This window comes from Nocardia sputorum (assembly GCF_027924405.1).
Classification (GTDB): domain Bacteria; phylum Actinomycetota; class Actinomycetes; order Mycobacteriales; family Mycobacteriaceae; genus Nocardia; species Nocardia sputorum.
In genome coordinates, this window is the sequence record NZ_AP026978.1 from 47,372 (window position 1) to 63,814 (window position 16,443).

Genomic DNA, 16,443 nt, shown 5'->3' on the forward strand with positions numbered 1-16,443 from the left:
CGATGCCTTCCGCACCGCCTGCACGCCGGGCGTCAAAGTCCTGGACGGCGGGCGCCGCGGCGCCGGGGGCGCAGCTGGTAGAGGCGGTACCAGGCCAGCGCGAGGAAGACGGCGCCCAGCCCGGCGACTACTCCCATATCCAATAGCCACGTGCCGAGGGTGTGTTTCCACAGGGGGTCGGGGGCGCCCTCGTGCGGGGAGAGGGTGTCCAGGTCGACGGTGGCGGCTCCCGCGCCGAAGCCCCACCGTGACGGCGACAGGTAGGACAGTTGCTCCAGAACGGGTGTGCCGGGTAGCCGCACAAGACCACCGGTGAGCACCAGTTGCGCCATCGACAACACGATCAGCAACGGCAGCGTCTTCTCCGACGTGTTCACCATCACCGACACCAGCAAGCCCAGCGCCAGCGATGCGATGCCGAGCATCGCCATCGCAAGGATCAGCTCCAGTTCGGCCGAGGTGAACAGACCTTTCGCGGGCATGCTCACACCGATGGTGCCGATCACGAACAACACTGCCGCCTGCAAGGTGGTGATCACGCCGAGGACCAGGAATTTCGACATCAGATAGACGCCGCTCGACAAGCCGGCCGCGCGTTCTCTGCGGTAGATCGTCTGTTCCTTGACGATCTCGCGAATCGCGTTGCCGGTGCCGACGAAGCAGGCGCCGAATGCCAGGATCATGAGCTTGGTCGGGGCATCGACGTTGCTGCCCGGCGCCCCGGCGAATCCCTCGCCTGACGGCACCGCGGCGATCAAACCGCCGAGAATCAGCGGCATCACGCCGAGCAGCGCCAGGTAGCTTCGGTCCGAGGCGATCACCGCCAGATAGCGCCTGCACAGCGTGCTGAGCTGGCTGAGCTTGGACTGGGGCGCGGGCGGCGGCGCCGGTGGCCGCACTTCCGCCGGACCGACATCGTCGGTGAGCCCGACCGCCACGTAATCCTGGAAGCGTGAGGAAGCCTGGAATTCTCCGGCCCAGTCGCGGTCCTCGTCGCGGTCGAATGCCTGGAACACCTCGGCCCAGCTGCGCTGCCCGAAATACTGCAATCCCTCCGCGGGAGGCCCGTAGTAGGCCAGCCGTCCGCCGGGCACCAGAACCAGCAAGCGGTCGCAGGCATCGAGATTCGCGACGCTGTGTGTGACGACGATGACGGTGCGTCCGTCATGCGCCAGCTCGGCCAGCATTTCCATGACCGTCTTGTCCAGGCCGGGATCGAGACCGGAGGTCGGTTCGTCGAGGAACAACAAGGACGGTTTGGTCAGCAACTCCAGCGCGACGCTGACGCGTTTGCGCTGCCCGCCCGAGAGTTTATCGATGCGGGTGTCGGCGTGCCGTGCCAAGCCGAGTTCCTCGAGGACCTCGTCGACCCGCTGCTCCCGCTCCTCGCTCCGGGTGTCACCGGGGAAACGCAGTTCGGCCGCGTACAGCAGGGCGCGCCGCGTCGCGAGCTGGCTGTGCAGGATGTCCTCCTGCGGAACCAGGCCGATCCGGTGCCGGAGCTCGTCGTAGTCGCTGTAGAGGTCGCGTCCGTCGTAGCGGACCGTCCCCTCCGTCGCGGGCCGCAAGCCGGTGACCGCGCCGAGCAGGGTGGACTTGCCCGCGCCACTGGGTCCGATGACGCCCACGAGCGAGCGCTCCGGGATCGGGAAGCTCACCTCGTCGAGCAGCACCTTGCCTTCCGCGGTCCGCACCACCAGGTTCTGCACCGAGACCGACACGTCGCCGGTGTCGACGAACTCGCGCAACTCGTCGCCGACCAGCCGGAAGGTGGTGTGCCCCATGCCGACCAGATCGGCCTCCGACAGTTCCACGGACTCGACCCGGGAGCCGTTGACGTAGGTTCCGTTGTGGCTGTCGAGGTCGACGATCCGGTACCGGCCCGCGCCGATCACCTGCAGTTCGGCATGATGGCGGGAGACCATGAGATCGGGCACGACGATGTCGTTGTCGGCGGCGCGCCCGATCCGCAGCGTGCCCGTGGTGATCCGGACGACCGCGCTGGGCGGCGCTGCCGCCGAGGACGCTCGCGAAACCCGCCGGGGCAGGGCGGAATGGAACTTGGTGACCGTCGCTTCGTCGTCGAGGGCGTAGCCCGGATCACGGACGACCATCGTGTCGCCACCGGGGTCGCCGTCGGTCCCGGGGCCTGCCGGTGATTCCAGTGAGCAGCTCAGCTGCTCACCGTCCATGGCGTGACCTAACTGGAACGTCTCGTCGTGGTCGATCACCATCCGGTCGACCCGGTGACCGTCGAAGAAGGTTCCGTTGAGGCTGTGCGCGTCCTCGATCTCCCAGCCGTCCGATCCCCGCTCCAGGACGGCGTGCAGCGAAGAAACACGGGGATCGGTGACGACGATATCGGCGGCCGGATCGCGGCCGATATTGTATGAACCTCCGGCGCGAAGGCGATAGACGCGTTCTCGTGTCTGCACCACGAGAACCGGCGCTTCGGGGAATTTCGTGGAGGATCCTTCACCCGCCATTACGCGAGTATACGACTCCGCCACACTGTCGCCGCAATAGTCGGACACCCGCGATATCGTCGCGAGAGCGCCGGTCCCGGATCTTGTGATCGTGTGAAAAACCCAGCTCCACCTGCGCAGATAATCTGGAAGAAGCTAAGTGCGCGACGCCGATCCCGGGGGAATAATGCCGGTGAACGAGTGGCCTTGTCCGGTCGGGCGGAGAATTTCGGTACAATTCTCAACGACTGCGGCATACCGCTCGCGAGCTGGATGCGATATCGGGCCCGAATGTTTTCCGGTCTGTTCTCGGGCATCGAGATGGATCACTTCTCGGTTTTCGGCGCAGGAAGCCGATATCGAATCGCGTCCATTGGAGTCCCCGCGCTTCGATCCATCGTGACTCCGCCCGCCGGTCCCAATTCGTTCACCACGCCGCAGGACGGGTAGCACGGATCTCCGCTGCCAGGCGGAATGCCCGTGACGGGCGTTCCCGCGAATTTTCTGCGAAGGTGTCTGTGTGGAGGTACTGAGCAGGAACCATGTGACCGTGCGCGGCAAGACCGGCGCGCCGGTGGTCGTCCTCGCCCACGGCTTCGGATGCGACCAGCACATGTGGCGGCTGGTCGTACCGGTGTTGGAGCGGGATTTCACCGTCGTCCTGTTCGACCACGTGGGCGCGGGCCGCTCGGACCTGTCGGCGTGGAATCCACGGCGGTACTCGAGCATGGACGGCTATGTCGAGGACATTCTGGCCCTTGTCCGCGAATTGGAGCTCGGCCCGGTGATCTTCGTCGGGCACTCGGTGAGCGCGACGATGGGAGTGCTCGCCGCCGCTCGCGAGCCCGCGGCATTCGCCGGGCTGGTGCTGGTGGCTCCCTCGCCCTGCTTCATCGACGATCCGGCCACCGGATATCGCGGCGGCTTCAGTACCGCCGACATCGAGGAACTGCTGGAGGCGCTGGACGCGAACTACCTGGGATGGTCGGGTGCGATGGCGCCGGTCATCATGGGCAACCCGGATCGGCCGGAGCTGGCCGAGGAGCTCACCAACAGTTTCTGCCGCACCGACCCGGAGATAGCGCGAGTCTTCGCCCGCGTCACGTTTCTCTCCGACAACCGGGCCGATCTCGACGCGGTGAGCGTCCCCACGCTGATTCTGCAATGCTCCGACGACGCCATCGCCCCGCGTGAGGTGGGAACATTCGTCCATGAACGAATCCGGGGCAGCAGCCTGATCATGCTGACCGCGACCGGCCACTGCCCCCAGCTCAGCGCTCCGGCGGAGACCTCCGCCGCCATCGCCTCCTTCGCCGCAGCAACCGGATGACGAGCGCGGCGGGCGACCGAGACGGCGGCAGTGCGCTCGGCGCGGGGACCGATGACGACGCGGCGTTCGCCGCGTTGCTCGAGGACAGCGCCGAGGATCTGTACGAGAACGCGCCCTGCGGATATCTCTCCACTTCGCTGGACGGTCGCATCGCCAAAGTGAACGCCACGCTGCTGCGCTGGCTGGGCCGCCAGCGCGACGAACTGGTCGGCCGTGCGTACTTCTCCGACCTGCTCACCGTGGGCGGTCGCCTTTACCACGAAACCCACTTCGCCCCGCTGCTGCGCATGCAGGGCGAAATCCACGGCATCGCACTGGAGATGAAGACCGCCGACGGCCGCCGACTACCCGTTCTGGTGACTTCGCAAGTCAAGACCGGCAGCCAGGGTCAGCCGCTGCTGATTCGCACCACAGTCTTCGATGCTCGCGAGCGCCGCGACTACGAGACCGAACTGCTGCGGGCCCGGCGCGAAGCCGAGCAGGAGCGCGAACGCCTCCAGCGTCTGAACGCCACTCTGCAGACCACCCTGCTGCCACCCGAACTCCCCCAGGTGCCCGGACTCGAGGTCGCCGCGTACTACCACATCGCCTCCGCCGACGAGGTCGGCGGCGACTTCTACGATCTGTTCCCCATCACCGGCGACACGTGGGGATTGTTCCTCGGCGACGTCTGCGGAAAAGGCGCTCCCGCAGCCTCACTCACGTCGCTGGCCCGCTACACACTGCGCACGGCCACCGCCTACACCCACGACCCGGCCGCCGTGCTCGACACGCTGAACACCACACTCACCGAGCGGTACCACGGCCACAACCCACGGTTCTGCACGATCATCTTCGGGATGATCAGACCCACTCCCCAGCGTGGGGGCTGCGACGTCACCTTGGCGGGCGGCGGGCACCCGCCGGCGCTGCTCTTGCGTGCCGACGGCAGCGTGGCGGAGATGCACACCCGCGGCGGACAGCTCATCGGGGCGATTCCCCACGCCCGGATCGTGACCAGGAGCTTTCGGCTGGAGGTGGGGGACACGCTGCTGCTCTACACCGACGGACTCACCGAAGCGCGCACGACGCCGAACGGCGGTCGCTACAGCGACCGAGCCCTCCTCGAATTCGCGTGCGCGCTGGCGCCCGTCACGGCCTCTGGCGGTATCGAAGCCCTGCGCGAACTGCTCGCGTCCTTCGGGTCCGGCGTGGAGGACGACACCGCTCTGCTCGCCGTGCACGCGCTACCCCCCTTGCCGGGCACGGCGCCCTGAGGCGCGGACGGCTCAGCGGACGCGGGCGGGCAGCGCCGTCGACGGCTCCGACCTGGGTTGATACCGGCAATCCGGTTGCGTGGTAACGACATAGGCGCCTCGGCCATTACGAAGAGGCGGTGTGACGGGGTTTAATGTACCGCTGGATGGTGGCACAATTCACAACGACGCAATATTCCATGTAACCGGGCGTTATCAGGTCCGCTCAGGGCGGTGAGGAGCGAAGCCAGTGCAGAGCGGGCCTGCGCGCGAACCGGCTTTTCCGAATCAAGGTGATCATCAAGTGCTGGAAACGCGAACCAAGGTAGTCCGAAGTTTGGTGCCCGCCAGGATGGACCGGCTTCCGTGGACCAAGTTCCACTGGCTCATCGTCGTCGGGCTGGGCGTCTCCTGGATCCTGGACGGCATCGAGATCCAGATCGTCAGCAGCATGGGCGGACCGCTGCAAGACGCCGGAACGCTGCATCTGACTTCCGGGCAGGTCGGCGCGATGGCGTCGTGGTATCTGGCCGGTCAGGTTGTCGGCGCGCTCGTCTTCGGCCGGCTCACCGACCGGCTCGGTCGCAAGAAACTGTTCATCCTGACCCTGGCGATCTATCTGATCGGCAGCGGCTTGGCCGGATTCTCCTGGAACGCGTGGTCGCTGTACTTCTTCCGCTTCATCGCGGGCACCGGAATCGGTGGCGAGTACACGGCGATCAACTCCGCGATCGACGAGATCATGCCGTCCAAGTACCGGGGCCGGGTCGACATCGCCATCAACGGAACGTACTGGGGCGGCGCCGCTCTGGGCGCGGCCGCCAGTCTGGTGCTGTTCAACGAACAGTTGATCCCCACCGGCTGGGGATGGCGAATCGGGTTCTTCATCGGACCCGTCCTCGGGTTCATCATCATCTTCCTGCGCAGGCACATCCCGGAGAGCCCGCGCTGGCTGCTCACCCACGGGCGCGCCGAGGAGGCCGAGCGGACCGTCGACGAGATCGAAGCGCAGGTCCGAAGCCGGGGAATCGAACTGCCTCCGGTCGACGAGAGCAAAGCCTTGGACATCGTGGACACGGATCGGCTGTCCTACGTGCAGATGGGGCGTATCTTCTTCGGACGGTATCCGTCCCGTTCCTTCCTCGGGTTCACGATGATGGCCACGCAGGCGTTCCTGTACAACGCGATCTTCTTCACCGTCGGGTTGGTGTTGATCAACTTCTACGACGTGCCGGCCCACCATACGGGTTACTACTTCTTCCCCTTTGCCGTCGGCAATCTGATCGGTCCCCTGGTGCTCGGCCCGCTTTTCGACAGCATCGGCCGCCGGAAGATGATCTGCGCAACGTATCTCGGGTCCGGTTCGCTGCTATTCCTTTCCGCTTGGGCATTCAACGCGGGCATCCTCAACGCCACCACGCAGACCCTTTTCTGGTGTGTCATCTTCTTCTTCGCTTCGGCGGGAGCGTCGTCGGCCTATCTCACGGTCAGCGAGATCTTCCCGCTGGAACTGCGCGGGCAGGCCATCTCGTTCTTCTTCGCCATCGCGCAGGGAGCCGGCGGGGTGGTCGCGCCGTTCCTGTTCGGGCACTTGGTGGGCGGCGCCGACAACCCGAACCCCGACCGGTTCCCGCTCACGGTGGGGTACCTCATCGGCGCCGGGTTCATGATCTTCGGCGGCCTGGTCGCCTGGTTCTTCGGCGTGAACGCCGAAGGCCAATCGCTCGAGGACATCGCGGATCCGCTGTCAGCCGCGAAGCCGGCGGATACGACCGCGGAACCAGCCGCCGCCGAGGACCAAGCCTTGGCGGTCCCGACATCCGCCGCAGTGATCAGCGAGCCGCTACCTGACGGCGCGTCCGATATCGATGCATTGAAGGCGGACTAGCGATGGTGCAGCCGACTCCTTGGCAAGGGGGCAAAAATCCGCACTCCCGGGCAAGCTCTCCCCGCCGCTGGGCGGGCCGCCTCCGGAAACCGCGAGTCGACGTGGCGAAACTGCGGGGGCGGATGCAACCGGTCGGGACTTTGCTCCAGGACAACTGGGGGTTCATGCTCGCGGCCGTCGGAGCCGCCATCACGTTCGCCCTGTTGTTCAAGCCCTGGCTGACCACCGGGGGACCAGACGGCACGATCTGGAGCAACGCCTTCGGCCAAACCCACATCACCACCACCCTTGTGGGTCTGTGGTCGAAGAACCCCCCGGCTCACTCCAACCTCAGCGGCAAGTGGGCGCTCCTCGCCACCATCGCGATCTTCCTCACCGTCCTCGCCGCGCTGATCAATCTGTGGGCCCGCACCGAAGCGCTGGCCCGCTTGACGACCGGGGCCGCGGTGGCGATGGCGCTGTTCATCGCGTTCACCCTGATCTACCTCAACGGAAAGGGGCCGGAGCTGCGCTCGATGATCGGGTCCGGCCCGCCCACCGACCTCGGCACCCAGGTCGGCTTCGTGATCCGATGGGCCTCGGGCAACGGCCAATACCCGCTGCCGGGGCGGCGAACGGTCGAGTTCTCCACCGCGAAACTCACGGGCACCGCGCTGGTGGCCGGGGCGACGGCGATGTTCTCGGCCGTGGCGGCCATCGCCCAATGGGTTCGGCGGGAGAAGGCCCGCCGGAACTCCGGCTGAGCCTGTCACTACGGCGAAGCGCGGCCACGGCTTCGACCGCGAGAGACGGAAGCGGCTAGGAGGCCCAGGGGCCGATGCCGCCGACCTTGTCGATCCGGATACGCGTGAGGTAACCGGGCGGGGCGTCCGCCGGAGGGAACTCGACGCCCGGGGCGGCCAGAGTCTTGGCGAGTTGCCTGAGCAATTCCGGTGCACCGCCCTCGACGACGCGGGCGGTGCCGGTGATCGAAAGGTAGGGGCGCATGACCTCGCCCCGTTCGGAAGAGAGGATGGTCACCGCCACGCGCGGGTCGCGGCGGACGTTGCGGATCTTCTGATAGACGCCCAGGTGGGCGGTGACGAGTTCGTCGCCGTCCGGTGTCGATTGCAGGGCCACCCAGACCACCGAGACCTGCGGGCTGCCGTCCGGGTTGAGCGTGACCAGCGTCGCGTCGGCGCCGGACCCGATGAGTGAACGCGCGTCGTCGTCGAGTTTCATGTCTGGTTCTACCGTGCGTCCGGTGTATTCATTCCCGGCCCCGGCGGGCCTGGTTGCCGTGTCGGTGCTTCACGGATGTCGAGCACATCGATCCGGCGAAGTTCCGTGCGAGGGACCTCCGATCCGGCTACGTGACTACGAAGACTCCCTTTCCCGGGACATGGGGAGCGTCGGTCGCGATGAGGACTTCCACTCGGCCGAGACCGGACGGAATGCTCACCGGCACCCACGAACCGGCCACGTTCTCCTGGGCCGGTGTGTTGTCGTCGAGCCGGATCGGGGGCAGGGTGCCCAGCGCGCCGGTGTCGGAGTTACGCCAGGAAACCGTCACCGTCACGCCGCAGGTGCCGCCGGGGCGGTCGGGTGTGTAGACGAACTCCGGGTGGATCCACAGGGTGGGCACGCCGGAGTAGTTGCGGTTGGAGTCGTAGTAGGCGGCGATCATGCCGATGCCCGCGCCGCCGCCGCCGCAGAGCGTGCGCGCAGGGGGGACGCCCAGCGGAAGCGCGGAGGCCGCCGGGGTGCTCGCACCGAGTGCGCCGAAGGCCAGAACAAGGACAGCCACACCACGCCAGACACCCACCGCTGCTCCCTTCGTCGGAACCCGAAACTGTCTGACTGCTGTGTCGACATGAGTTCGCCGAGTGTTAACGGGAGTAGGGGAAAAACGTGCTGGGGGGCCTCGAATTCGGCGTGGACACGCCCGAACTCCATGGTGGGCGACCGGCGCTTCAGACTGCGATCTTGTTGCAGTATCGAGGCGGCAAACGTAGCGGCGTAGTCGGCCTCGGGCGTCGCGGACTTCTGCTCCTGGGCCGGGCGTCGTCGACCGCCCCAGGAGCAACGGTCAGCCCGCGGCCGCGTCGCGCAGGTGGGCGCTCTCGGCGATGGCGGCCAATTCCGCGTTGAAGCGGTCGGCAGCCTCGATATTGCCCAGGTGGCCGGTGGGCCACACGTGGTACGCGGCCAGGTGGCCCGCTTCGGCGAGCGCGTCGGCGATGCGGCGCGACATGCGCTCGGGCAGCAAGCGGTCGTGGGCTCCAGCGATCACCGTAGTGGGCACGGTCAGGGAGGCGGCGGCCTCGGCGAGATCCATGTCGGCGAGCGCGGCGGCGTGCCTGCCGCGGGTGAGCGGACGGCACGATCGCACGATGCCCAGTGCGAACTCCACCTGGTCCGCGGTCGCGTGCGGCGTCATCACGCGGGCCTTGAGCAGCGCGCTGGTGGGCCAGCCGCCCGGCAGCGGGACCGGGGCGGTGAGCAGCGTCTCGGCGACGATCATGGGCATACGCACGGCGGCGCCGAACACGGTGATCGGGCGGTCCGCCAGTGTCAATGGCTTGTTCAGCAGCGGAAGCAGATCGGTGTCGTAGCGGATGTTGCCCGACGTGGTGTTCAGCAGAACGGCGGCCGCGGCCTGCTTGCGGACCTGCTCCGGATACTGGGCGGCCCACGCCTGAATGGTGATGCCACCCATGCTGTGGCCGACCAGAACGGCTCGCTGGCCGGGGCGGAGCGTGGCATTCAGCACGGCCGACAGATCGTCGGCCAGCGACTCTTCGCTGGGGGCGGTCTTGCCGAGTTCACTGGCGCCGTGGCCGCGCTGGTCGTAGCAGACCACGCGATACCGGTCGGCGAACGCGTTGATCTGCGGGTTCCAGTACTCGATGCTGCAACTCCAGCCGTGGATCAGCACGATGACATCGCCCTTGGCGGGGCCGTAGGCGTGTACTCGCAGGCGAGCGCCGTCCTTGGTGGTTACCGGGATGACCGCGTGACGGGCGGTGGGCGCGTTCAACGACGCCGTCCGGAAGGTGCGGGACCGCAGTCCGGCACGGTAATCGGCGGTGAGCGCACCGTTATGGGCGTCCGCCAGCGTCCTCATCGACTTCACCAGCATCGAGCACTCCTTTGTGTTCACCGTCACCGTACAGTGCAAGCAGCGCTGCTTGCTAGTGTTAGCGCCGTACGACGGTGTTCCTGGTCTATATCGGGGAGTACCCCCGGATTCGATACCCCAAAAGATCATTCCGGCAGAAAAAGTCGTCGGCGCTTTGTTTCGGTGCACACCACGCGTGTAGGTGCGCTGCCGTGGCGGCCGTCCGCGCCGCCCGGTTACGGTTGCTTCGTGGACATCGCGCATCCTGCCTCCGGCCCCCTGACGGACCCCGGAACTCCGCCGAGGAGCGGTTGGCGTGGGGCGGCGCTTCCGCTGCTCGTAGCAGGTCTCGGCGTGGGCGTCGGCGTACTGCTGCACGTCCGCGACCCGCACGTCGAAGGCTCCTACGGCACCTGTCCGGTCTACGCGCTGACCGGCTGGTACTGCCCCGGCTGCGGCGGGATGCGCGCCGTCCACAACCTCACCGACGGGCACCTCATCGATGCGCTGCACAGCAATGTGCTCGCGCTTCCGCTGGTCCTCGCCTTCGCGGTGTGGGTGCTGGACTGGACCGTCCAGGCGTGGCGCGGCCGGAAGATGCGGCTGCCGTCGATCAGCCGGACCACCATGTGGACCTTCTTCGCCTTGCTCGCGATCTACACCGTCGTGCGGAATACGCCGTGGGGAACCTCGTTTACACCGGTGTAACAACCCGGTGTGGGGGCATCCGAAAGTATGAACGATTCGCTGAAGACCAGGGTGCGGCAGAAGTTGCAGCGCCAGCTCATCGAGGACCCGCGCGACGCCGAGCACGACGATCCCCGCCAGATCGCCGTGGCGACCGATCTGGACGCGCTGGCGAGCGTGCCGGAGGACGATCCGCTCGTCGAGGAACTCGCCGCGCGCTATCTGGTGTTCTGATCAGGCCGTGGACGCGCCGCCATAGGGCGGCAGCTGCGGTAGTCGCTCGGCGAGCAGCCAGCTGTCCCACAGCGGACGCAGCGACACCAGGCTGTAGTGTCCGGCCAGGTCGGTGAATTCCTCGGTGGTCACCGACGAGTGGCGATAGCGAATGGTCCATTCCCGCAGCAGGTCGAAGAACGTCGAGTCGCCCAGTTCCAGGCGCAGGGCGTGCAGCGTGAGCGCACCCCGTTTGTAGACGCGATCGTCGAACATGCGCTGCGGTCCGGGATCGCCGATGACGATGTCCTGGGGCTCGCGGGAAAGGTTGTGGCGCGCGGCGCGGGCCAGCTGATCGGCGGTGGGTCCGCCCGCGGCCTCCGACCAGATCCATTCCGCGTAGCAGGCGAAGCCCTCGTGCAGCCAGATGTCGCGCCACTGGCGGATGGTCAGGCTGTTGCCGAACCACTGGTGGGCCAGCTCGTGCGCGACCAGCCGTTCGGCGCCGCGGCGGCCGTCGCAGTGGTTGGCGCCGAAGATGGACAGGCCCTGCGCCTCGATCGGGATCTCGAGTTCGTCGTCGGTGACGACCACGGTGTAGTCCGCGAACGGGTACGGGCCGAACCTCTCGCTGAATACCTCGAGCATCCTCGGCTGACGAGCGAAGTCGTGGTCGAAGTTCGCCCGCAGCCGCGAGGGCAGGATCGCGTGCATCGGCACCGCGGAATGCGACGAACCGATGCGGTGCCTGCGGTAGTGACCGATCTGGATGGTGGCCAAGTAGCTCGACATCGGTTCGGGCTGCTCGTACACCCAGGTCGTCTGACTGGACTTGCTCTGCTTGCGCAGCAGGGTTCCGTTGGCCACCGCGTAATACGGCGAATCGGTGGTGATCGAGATCCGATAGCTCGCTTTGGAACTCGGGTGGTCGTCGCACGGAAACCAGGAGGCCGCGCCGTTGGGCTGACTGGCCACGAGCGCGCCTTCGGTGAGTTCTTCCCACCCGACCTCGCCCCACGGCCCGCGCACCGGTTTCGGGGCGCCGCCGTACTGCACCACCAGCGAGAGCGCCCCGCCCGCCGGAATCCGCTGCTGCGGCGTGATCACCAGTTTGCCGTGCTGATGGGTGTACTTCGCGGCCTTGGCGCCGTTGACCGACACCTTCGAGACGCTCAACGCCTGGGAGAGATCGAGGGCGAACCGGGGACGCACCTCGGTGGTCACCGCCGTGATCGCGGCGCGGCCGGTGAGCCGGTTGGCGGAGACCCGATAGGCAAGTTCCAGCTCGTATCGGGAGACCCGGTACCCCCGGTTGCCGTTCTGCGGGAGGTACTCGTCGATGGGGGCTTCGTAGAACTTGCCCGTCATCAGCGCGCCCCGGGGTCGCCGGTGAACCAGGGCGCGATCGGGTTGCCCCACCAGCGCGTCGAGGCGGGCACCGCGTCACCGCGCATGACCAGGGAGGCCGGGCCGATGGTCGCGCCGTCGCCGAGCGCCGAGGCGGGCAACGCCACGCAGTGCGGACCGAGGGTGGCGCCCGCGCCGAGGGTGACGGTGTCCATGGCCATGATCCGGTCGTGGAACAGATGGGTCTGCACCACACAGCCGCGTTCCACGGTCGCGCCGTCACCGAGAGTCACCAGATCCGCCTCCGGTAGCCAGTAGGACTCGCACCATACCCCGCGCCCGATGCGGGCGCCGAGGCCGCGAAGCCAGAGGTTCAGTACGGGCGTCCCGGTCGCCGCGCGCGCGAACCACGGCGCGACAACCGTTTCCACAAAGGTGTCGGAGACCTCGTTGCGCCAGACGAACGAGCTCCACAGCGGATGCTCCCCGGTGCGTATCCGCCCGACCAGCAACCATTTGGCGGTCACGGCGCTCGCCCCCGCGACGGCGCCTGCGACCAGCAGCACCACTCCGCTGAGCAGCCCGGCGGCGAGGTGGCCGAAGGTTTGCGCGAGCCACGCGAGGGTGCACAGCACGCCGAGTCCGATCGCGAAGGTCACCAGCACCGGGAGCAAGCGGCAGGTCTCGACAAGGGCGCGAGCGACGCGCAGGCGGGCAGGTGGATCGAAGGTGCGCGCCGTATCGGCGTTCTCCGCGGCCCGGCGCAGCCGGACCGGCGGGCTGCCCAGCCAGGACGAGCCGGGCTTGGCCTTGGACGGCGCCGCCGACAGCACCGCGACCAGCCCGTTCTTCGGGACCCGGCGGCCGGGGGCGGTCATCCCGGAGTTCCCGAGGAAGGCGCGCTTGCCGACTTTCGCCGCACCGATGTGCAGCCAGCCCCCGCCGAGTTCGTAACCGGCGATCATGGTGTCGTCGGCCAGGAAGGCTCCGTCGGCGACCGTGGTGAACTTCGGCAGCAGCAGCACCGTGGACGCCTCGACGCTCTTGCCCACCTTCGCGCCGAGCAAGCGCAGCCACACCGGGGTGAGCAGGCTGGCGTACAGCGGGAACAGGAAGGTGCGCGCGGAATCCAGCAGCCGCTCGGTGGCCCATGCCTGCCAGCCGACCCGGCTGCGCACCGGATGGTAGCCCTCCGTCAGGCCGATGCTCAGCAGGCGGACCGCGACGATGGTCGCCGCCGCGTAGACGCCCAGGCTGAGCAGCGTGGCGAGGGGGAGGACGGCGAACGCGCGCGCGGCGCCGCCCGCGAGGGTGCGGGTGTCGCGAACGAACCAGGCCAGGAACGCGCCACCGGCGCCGATGCCGAGAATCGGCATGGCGGCCAGCGCCATCGACGTGACGCCGAAGATCGCGACCCAGTGCCGGGCTCGATCGGGCGTGTGCGCGGGCCAGCGGTGCTGGGCTTTGCCGACCTTCACCGCGGGCGAACCGGCCCATTCCTGTTCGGCCTTCACCTTGCCGGACACCGCCGAGCCGGGCGCCACCTCGGCGTTTCTGCCGATCTTCGTGCCTGGCAAGAGGATCGAGCGCGAGCCGACCACCGCGCCGGGGCCGATGGTGATCGGGCCCAGATGCACGACGTCGCCGTCGATCCAGTACCCGGACAGGTCCACTTCCGGCTCCACGCTGCATCCGTCGCCGAGCTCGAGCATGCCCGTCACCGGCGGGAGGCTGTGCAGGTCGACGCCCTTGCCGATCTTCGCGCCGAGCGCGCGGGCGAACGGCACCATCCACGGCGCTCCGGACAGGTTCTCGGCGCCGCTGGCCTCGGAGAGACGGACGGCCGCCCACAGCCGTAGATGCGCCGAACCGCCGCGCGGATAGCGGCCCGGCCGGATGCCGCGCAGCAGCAGCCGCGCGCCGGCCACGCAGATCGCCATGCGGCCGGGCGGTGAGATGAACAGCAGGAACGCGGCCAGCGTCCACCACCAGGACAGTTGCGGCAGCCACGGCAGCGAGCCGGACCAGGCCGCGATGTTGCCGACGATCGCCAGCCAGGTCAGCCACTGCAGACCGGTGAGCGTGGTGAGCGGGATGGTGGCGAGCACCTGCGCGGCTTGTGCGAGCACCGGCGTCGGCCGCACCGTCCGCTCGGCGACCGCCACGGCGGGCGTGGTCTGCTCCAGCAGGTCGGCCAGCGCGCCGAGGCGAGGGTGGTCGTAGACGTCGGCGACGGCGATCTGCGGATACCGTTCGCGCAGCGCGGTGACCAGCTGCGCTGCCGCGAGCGAACCGCCGCCCAGGTCGAAGAAGTCCGCGTCGAGGTCGCTCGCCTCCGCGCCGAGGATGGCGTCCCACAGTCCGGCGACCCACAGGGCCGTGCCGGTCAGCTCGTTGTCGTCGTCGTCCTCGGCGGCGTTGGGCAGCGGCCACGGCAGCGCGTCCCGGTCGACCTTGCCGGAGGTACGGGTGGGCAGCTCGTCGACCACGGCGAGCCGGGGCACCAGCGGCGCCGGAAGGCGCTCGGCGAGGACGGCGCGCGCGGCCTTGGCATCGAAGTCCGGGCCGGGCCCGGTCAGATAGCCGACCAGAAGCTTGTTGCCGGCCTTGGTGGTTCGAATGGCTGCCGCCGCACCCGTGACGCCGGGCAGATGCTGCAGAGCGTTGTCGATCTCACCGAGTTCGATGCGCCGTCCACCCAGCTTGATCTGATCGTCGGCGCGGCCGAGGAAAACGAGGCCGGCGCTGTCGTTGCGCACCAGGTCACCGCTGCGGTATGCGCGCTCCCAGCCGACGGAGGGCAGTGGCGCGTATTTCTCGGCGTCCTTGACCGGGTCGAGATAGCGCGCGAGACCGACGCCGCCGATCACCAACTCCCCGGATTCGCCCTCCGCCACCGGGTTACCCGCCTGGTCCACCACCACCAGGTCCCAGCCGTTGAGCGGCAGGCCGATCCGGATCGGCCATCGACCGTCCAACCGTGCGGCGCAGGCGACGACCGTGGCTTCCGTAGGGCCATAGGTATTCCACACCTCGCGCGCCGAATCGCCGTTGCCCGCCAGACGCTCGGCGAGTTCCGGCGGGACGGCCTCGCCGCCGAAGATGAGCAGCCGCACCGCCTCCAGGGCCTCGACCGGCCAGGTCGCCGCCAGGGTCGGGACGGTCGAGACCACGCTGATCTCCCGCCGCACCAGCCAGGGACCGAGATCCGCGCCGGTGCGCACCAACTCGCGCGGAGCAGGCACCAGACAGGCGCCGTTGCGCCAGGCCAGCCACATCTCCTCGCAGGACGCGTCGAACGCGACCGACAGCCCCGCGAGCACCCGGTCACCGGGACCGATCGGAGCGTCGCGGAGAAACAGGTCGGCTTCGGCGTCGACGAAGGCGGCCGCGTTGCGATGGGTGACGGCAACGCCTTTCGGCGTGCCGGTGGAACCGGAGGTGAAGATGATCCAGGCGTCGTCGCCGGGGCTGGGCAGCGTCGACCAGGTCTGCTCGCGCTGCTGCTCGGCCGCGCGGATACCCGCGGCCGTGGTCTCGATGCCCGCCACAGTCACGATCGCGGTGACCTGCGCCTCGCCGAAGACCAGCTGCGCGCGCTCGTCCGGGTCGTCCGCGTCGACCGGCACGTACGCGGCGCCGGAGTACAGGACGGCGAGGATGGTCACGTAGAGCCCGCGGGTGCCCGACGGCATGCGCACGCCGACCCGATCGCCCGGTCGCACGCCCGCCGTGGCGAGACGCGCCATGGTCTTCTCGATCTCGACGACCAGCTCCAGATAGGTCAGCACCACGTCGCCGTCGTCGATGGCGGGGGCATCGGGATGGGCGAGCGCCGTCGCGGTCAGGATGTCGACGAGCGTCCTCGGTCCTGGTGCGCGGTCGCCGCGCGACAACGGGCGCGCCGGCGCGTCGACGTCTGTCTCGAGCATGGTGCTCTGCGCACCTCCCATCGACTTGCCTCACACTTTCGGCGTTGTTGTGCCATATCTGGGTTACCAAAGGGCAAACGCCGCGATGGCCAGTTGTCCACGGTACCCGGGGTTGTCGTCGTCTGTTGTTCACCGGACCGGTCGTCGGATCGACCGGTGCCGTGCTCGTTGTTGCAGGTGGGCCGGGTATTCGCCGCTCACGCAGGGCAACCCGCTGGTCGAGGGATCGTCCTCGCGTTCGCCGGG

12 protein-coding genes are annotated in these 16,443 nt (G+C 68.2%); 6 read left to right on the top strand and 6 right to left on the bottom strand.

What is annotated here, in order from left to right; translation table 11 throughout:
• Positions 1–32: 32 nt before the first annotated feature.
• Positions 33–2,486 carry an FHA domain-containing protein gene (locus tag QMG86_RS00245; protein WP_281876955.1) on the bottom strand — a complete coding sequence of 818 codons (2,454 nt, stop codon included), beginning with the start codon at positions 2,484–2,486 and terminating at the stop codon, positions 33–35.
• Between the two features lie 499 nt (positions 2,487–2,985).
• Between QMG86_RS00245 and QMG86_RS00250 the strand changes: the two genes are divergently transcribed.
• The 4 genes from QMG86_RS00250 (at position 2,986) to QMG86_RS00265 (ending at position 7,661) form a co-directional block, all read left to right on the top strand.
• A complete protein-coding gene (locus QMG86_RS00250) occupies positions 2,986–3,795 on the top strand; it encodes an alpha/beta fold hydrolase (RefSeq protein WP_281876957.1) in 810 nt (269 codons plus the stop codon).
• Positions 3,792–5,051 (top strand): PP2C family protein-serine/threonine phosphatase, encoded by a 1,260-nt coding sequence (locus QMG86_RS00255; protein WP_281876958.1) that lies wholly within the window; start codon positions 3,792–3,794, stop codon positions 5,049–5,051. Before QMG86_RS00250 ends, QMG86_RS00255 begins: the two co-directional genes overlap by 4 nt.
• 283 nt (positions 5,052–5,334) lie before the next feature.
• Complete coding sequence (locus QMG86_RS00260) at positions 5,335–6,918, top strand: MFS transporter (protein WP_281876959.1); 1,584 nt, start codon at positions 5,335–5,337, stop codon at positions 6,916–6,918.
• 101 nt (positions 6,919–7,019) lie between these two features.
• Positions 7,020–7,661 carry a hypothetical protein gene (locus QMG86_RS00265; protein WP_281876960.1) on the top strand — a complete coding sequence of 214 codons (642 nt, stop codon included), beginning with the start codon at positions 7,020–7,022 and terminating at the stop codon, positions 7,659–7,661.
• A 55-nt stretch (positions 7,662–7,716) separates the two neighbouring features.
• Here the strand turns inward: QMG86_RS00265 and QMG86_RS00270 are convergent, their stop codons facing one another.
• The 3 genes from QMG86_RS00270 to QMG86_RS00280 form a co-directional block, all read right to left on the bottom strand.
• Positions 7,717–8,139, bottom strand: a complete 423-nt coding sequence (locus QMG86_RS00270) for a PPOX class F420-dependent oxidoreductase (RefSeq protein WP_281876962.1) — start codon at positions 8,137–8,139, stop codon at positions 7,717–7,719.
• 127 nt (positions 8,140–8,266) lie between these two features.
• On the bottom strand, positions 8,267–8,722 hold the full coding sequence (locus QMG86_RS00275; protein ID WP_281876963.1) for a hypothetical protein: 456 nt from the start codon (positions 8,720–8,722) through the stop codon (positions 8,267–8,269).
• Positions 8,723–8,986: 264 nt separating this feature from the next.
• Complete coding sequence (locus tag QMG86_RS00280; RefSeq protein ID WP_281876964.1) at positions 8,987–10,039, bottom strand: alpha/beta fold hydrolase; 1,053 nt, start codon at positions 10,037–10,039, stop codon at positions 8,987–8,989.
• Positions 10,040–10,267: 228 nt separating this feature from the next.
• On the opposite strand from QMG86_RS00280, the gene QMG86_RS00285 reads away from it, so the two are divergent.
• Positions 10,268–10,726, top strand: coding sequence for a DUF2752 domain-containing protein (locus tag QMG86_RS00285; protein ID WP_281876965.1), 459 nt, complete (start codon positions 10,268–10,270; stop codon positions 10,724–10,726).
• A 27-nt stretch (positions 10,727–10,753) separates the two neighbouring features.
• Positions 10,754–10,939, top strand: coding sequence for a hypothetical protein (locus tag QMG86_RS00290; protein ID WP_281876966.1), 186 nt, complete (start codon positions 10,754–10,756; stop codon positions 10,937–10,939).
• On the opposite strand, the gene QMG86_RS00295 is transcribed toward QMG86_RS00290, so the two are convergent.
• Positions 10,940–12,286 carry a M1 family metallopeptidase gene (locus tag QMG86_RS00295; protein ID WP_281876967.1) on the bottom strand — a complete coding sequence of 449 codons (1,347 nt, stop codon included), beginning with the start codon at positions 12,284–12,286 and terminating at the stop codon, positions 10,940–10,942.
• Positions 12,286–16,197 carry a Pls/PosA family non-ribosomal peptide synthetase gene (locus QMG86_RS00300; protein WP_281876968.1) on the bottom strand — a complete coding sequence of 1,304 codons (3,912 nt, stop codon included), beginning with the start codon at positions 16,195–16,197 and terminating at the stop codon, positions 12,286–12,288. The genes QMG86_RS00295 and QMG86_RS00300 overlap by 1 nt, the downstream gene beginning before the upstream one ends.
• Between the last annotated feature and the right edge of the window lie 246 nt (positions 16,198–16,443).

Excerpts from the sequence above, each read along its gene's own strand:
- QMG86_RS00245 (WP_281876955.1), bottom strand. The coding sequence starts at position 2,486 with ATGGCGGGTGAAGGATCCTCCACGAAATTCCCCGAAGCGCCGGTTCTC.
- QMG86_RS00255 (WP_281876958.1), top strand. The coding sequence starts at position 3,792 with ATGACGAGCGCGGCGGGCGACCGAGACGGCGGCAGTGCGCTCGGCGCG.
- QMG86_RS00270 (WP_281876962.1), bottom strand. The coding sequence starts at position 8,139 with ATGAAACTCGACGACGACGCGCGTTCACTCATCGGGTCCGGCGCCGAC.
- QMG86_RS00280 (WP_281876964.1), bottom strand. The coding sequence starts at position 10,039 with ATGCTGGTGAAGTCGATGAGGACGCTGGCGGACGCCCATAACGGTGCG.
- QMG86_RS00290 (WP_281876966.1), top strand. The coding sequence starts at position 10,754 with ATGAACGATTCGCTGAAGACCAGGGTGCGGCAGAAGTTGCAGCGCCAG.
- QMG86_RS00295 (WP_281876967.1), bottom strand. The coding sequence starts at position 12,286 with ATGACGGGCAAGTTCTACGAAGCCCCCATCGACGAGTACCTCCCGCAG.
- QMG86_RS00300 (WP_281876968.1), bottom strand. The coding sequence starts at position 16,197 with ATGCTCGAGACAGACGTCGACGCGCCGGCGCGCCCGTTGTCGCGCGGC.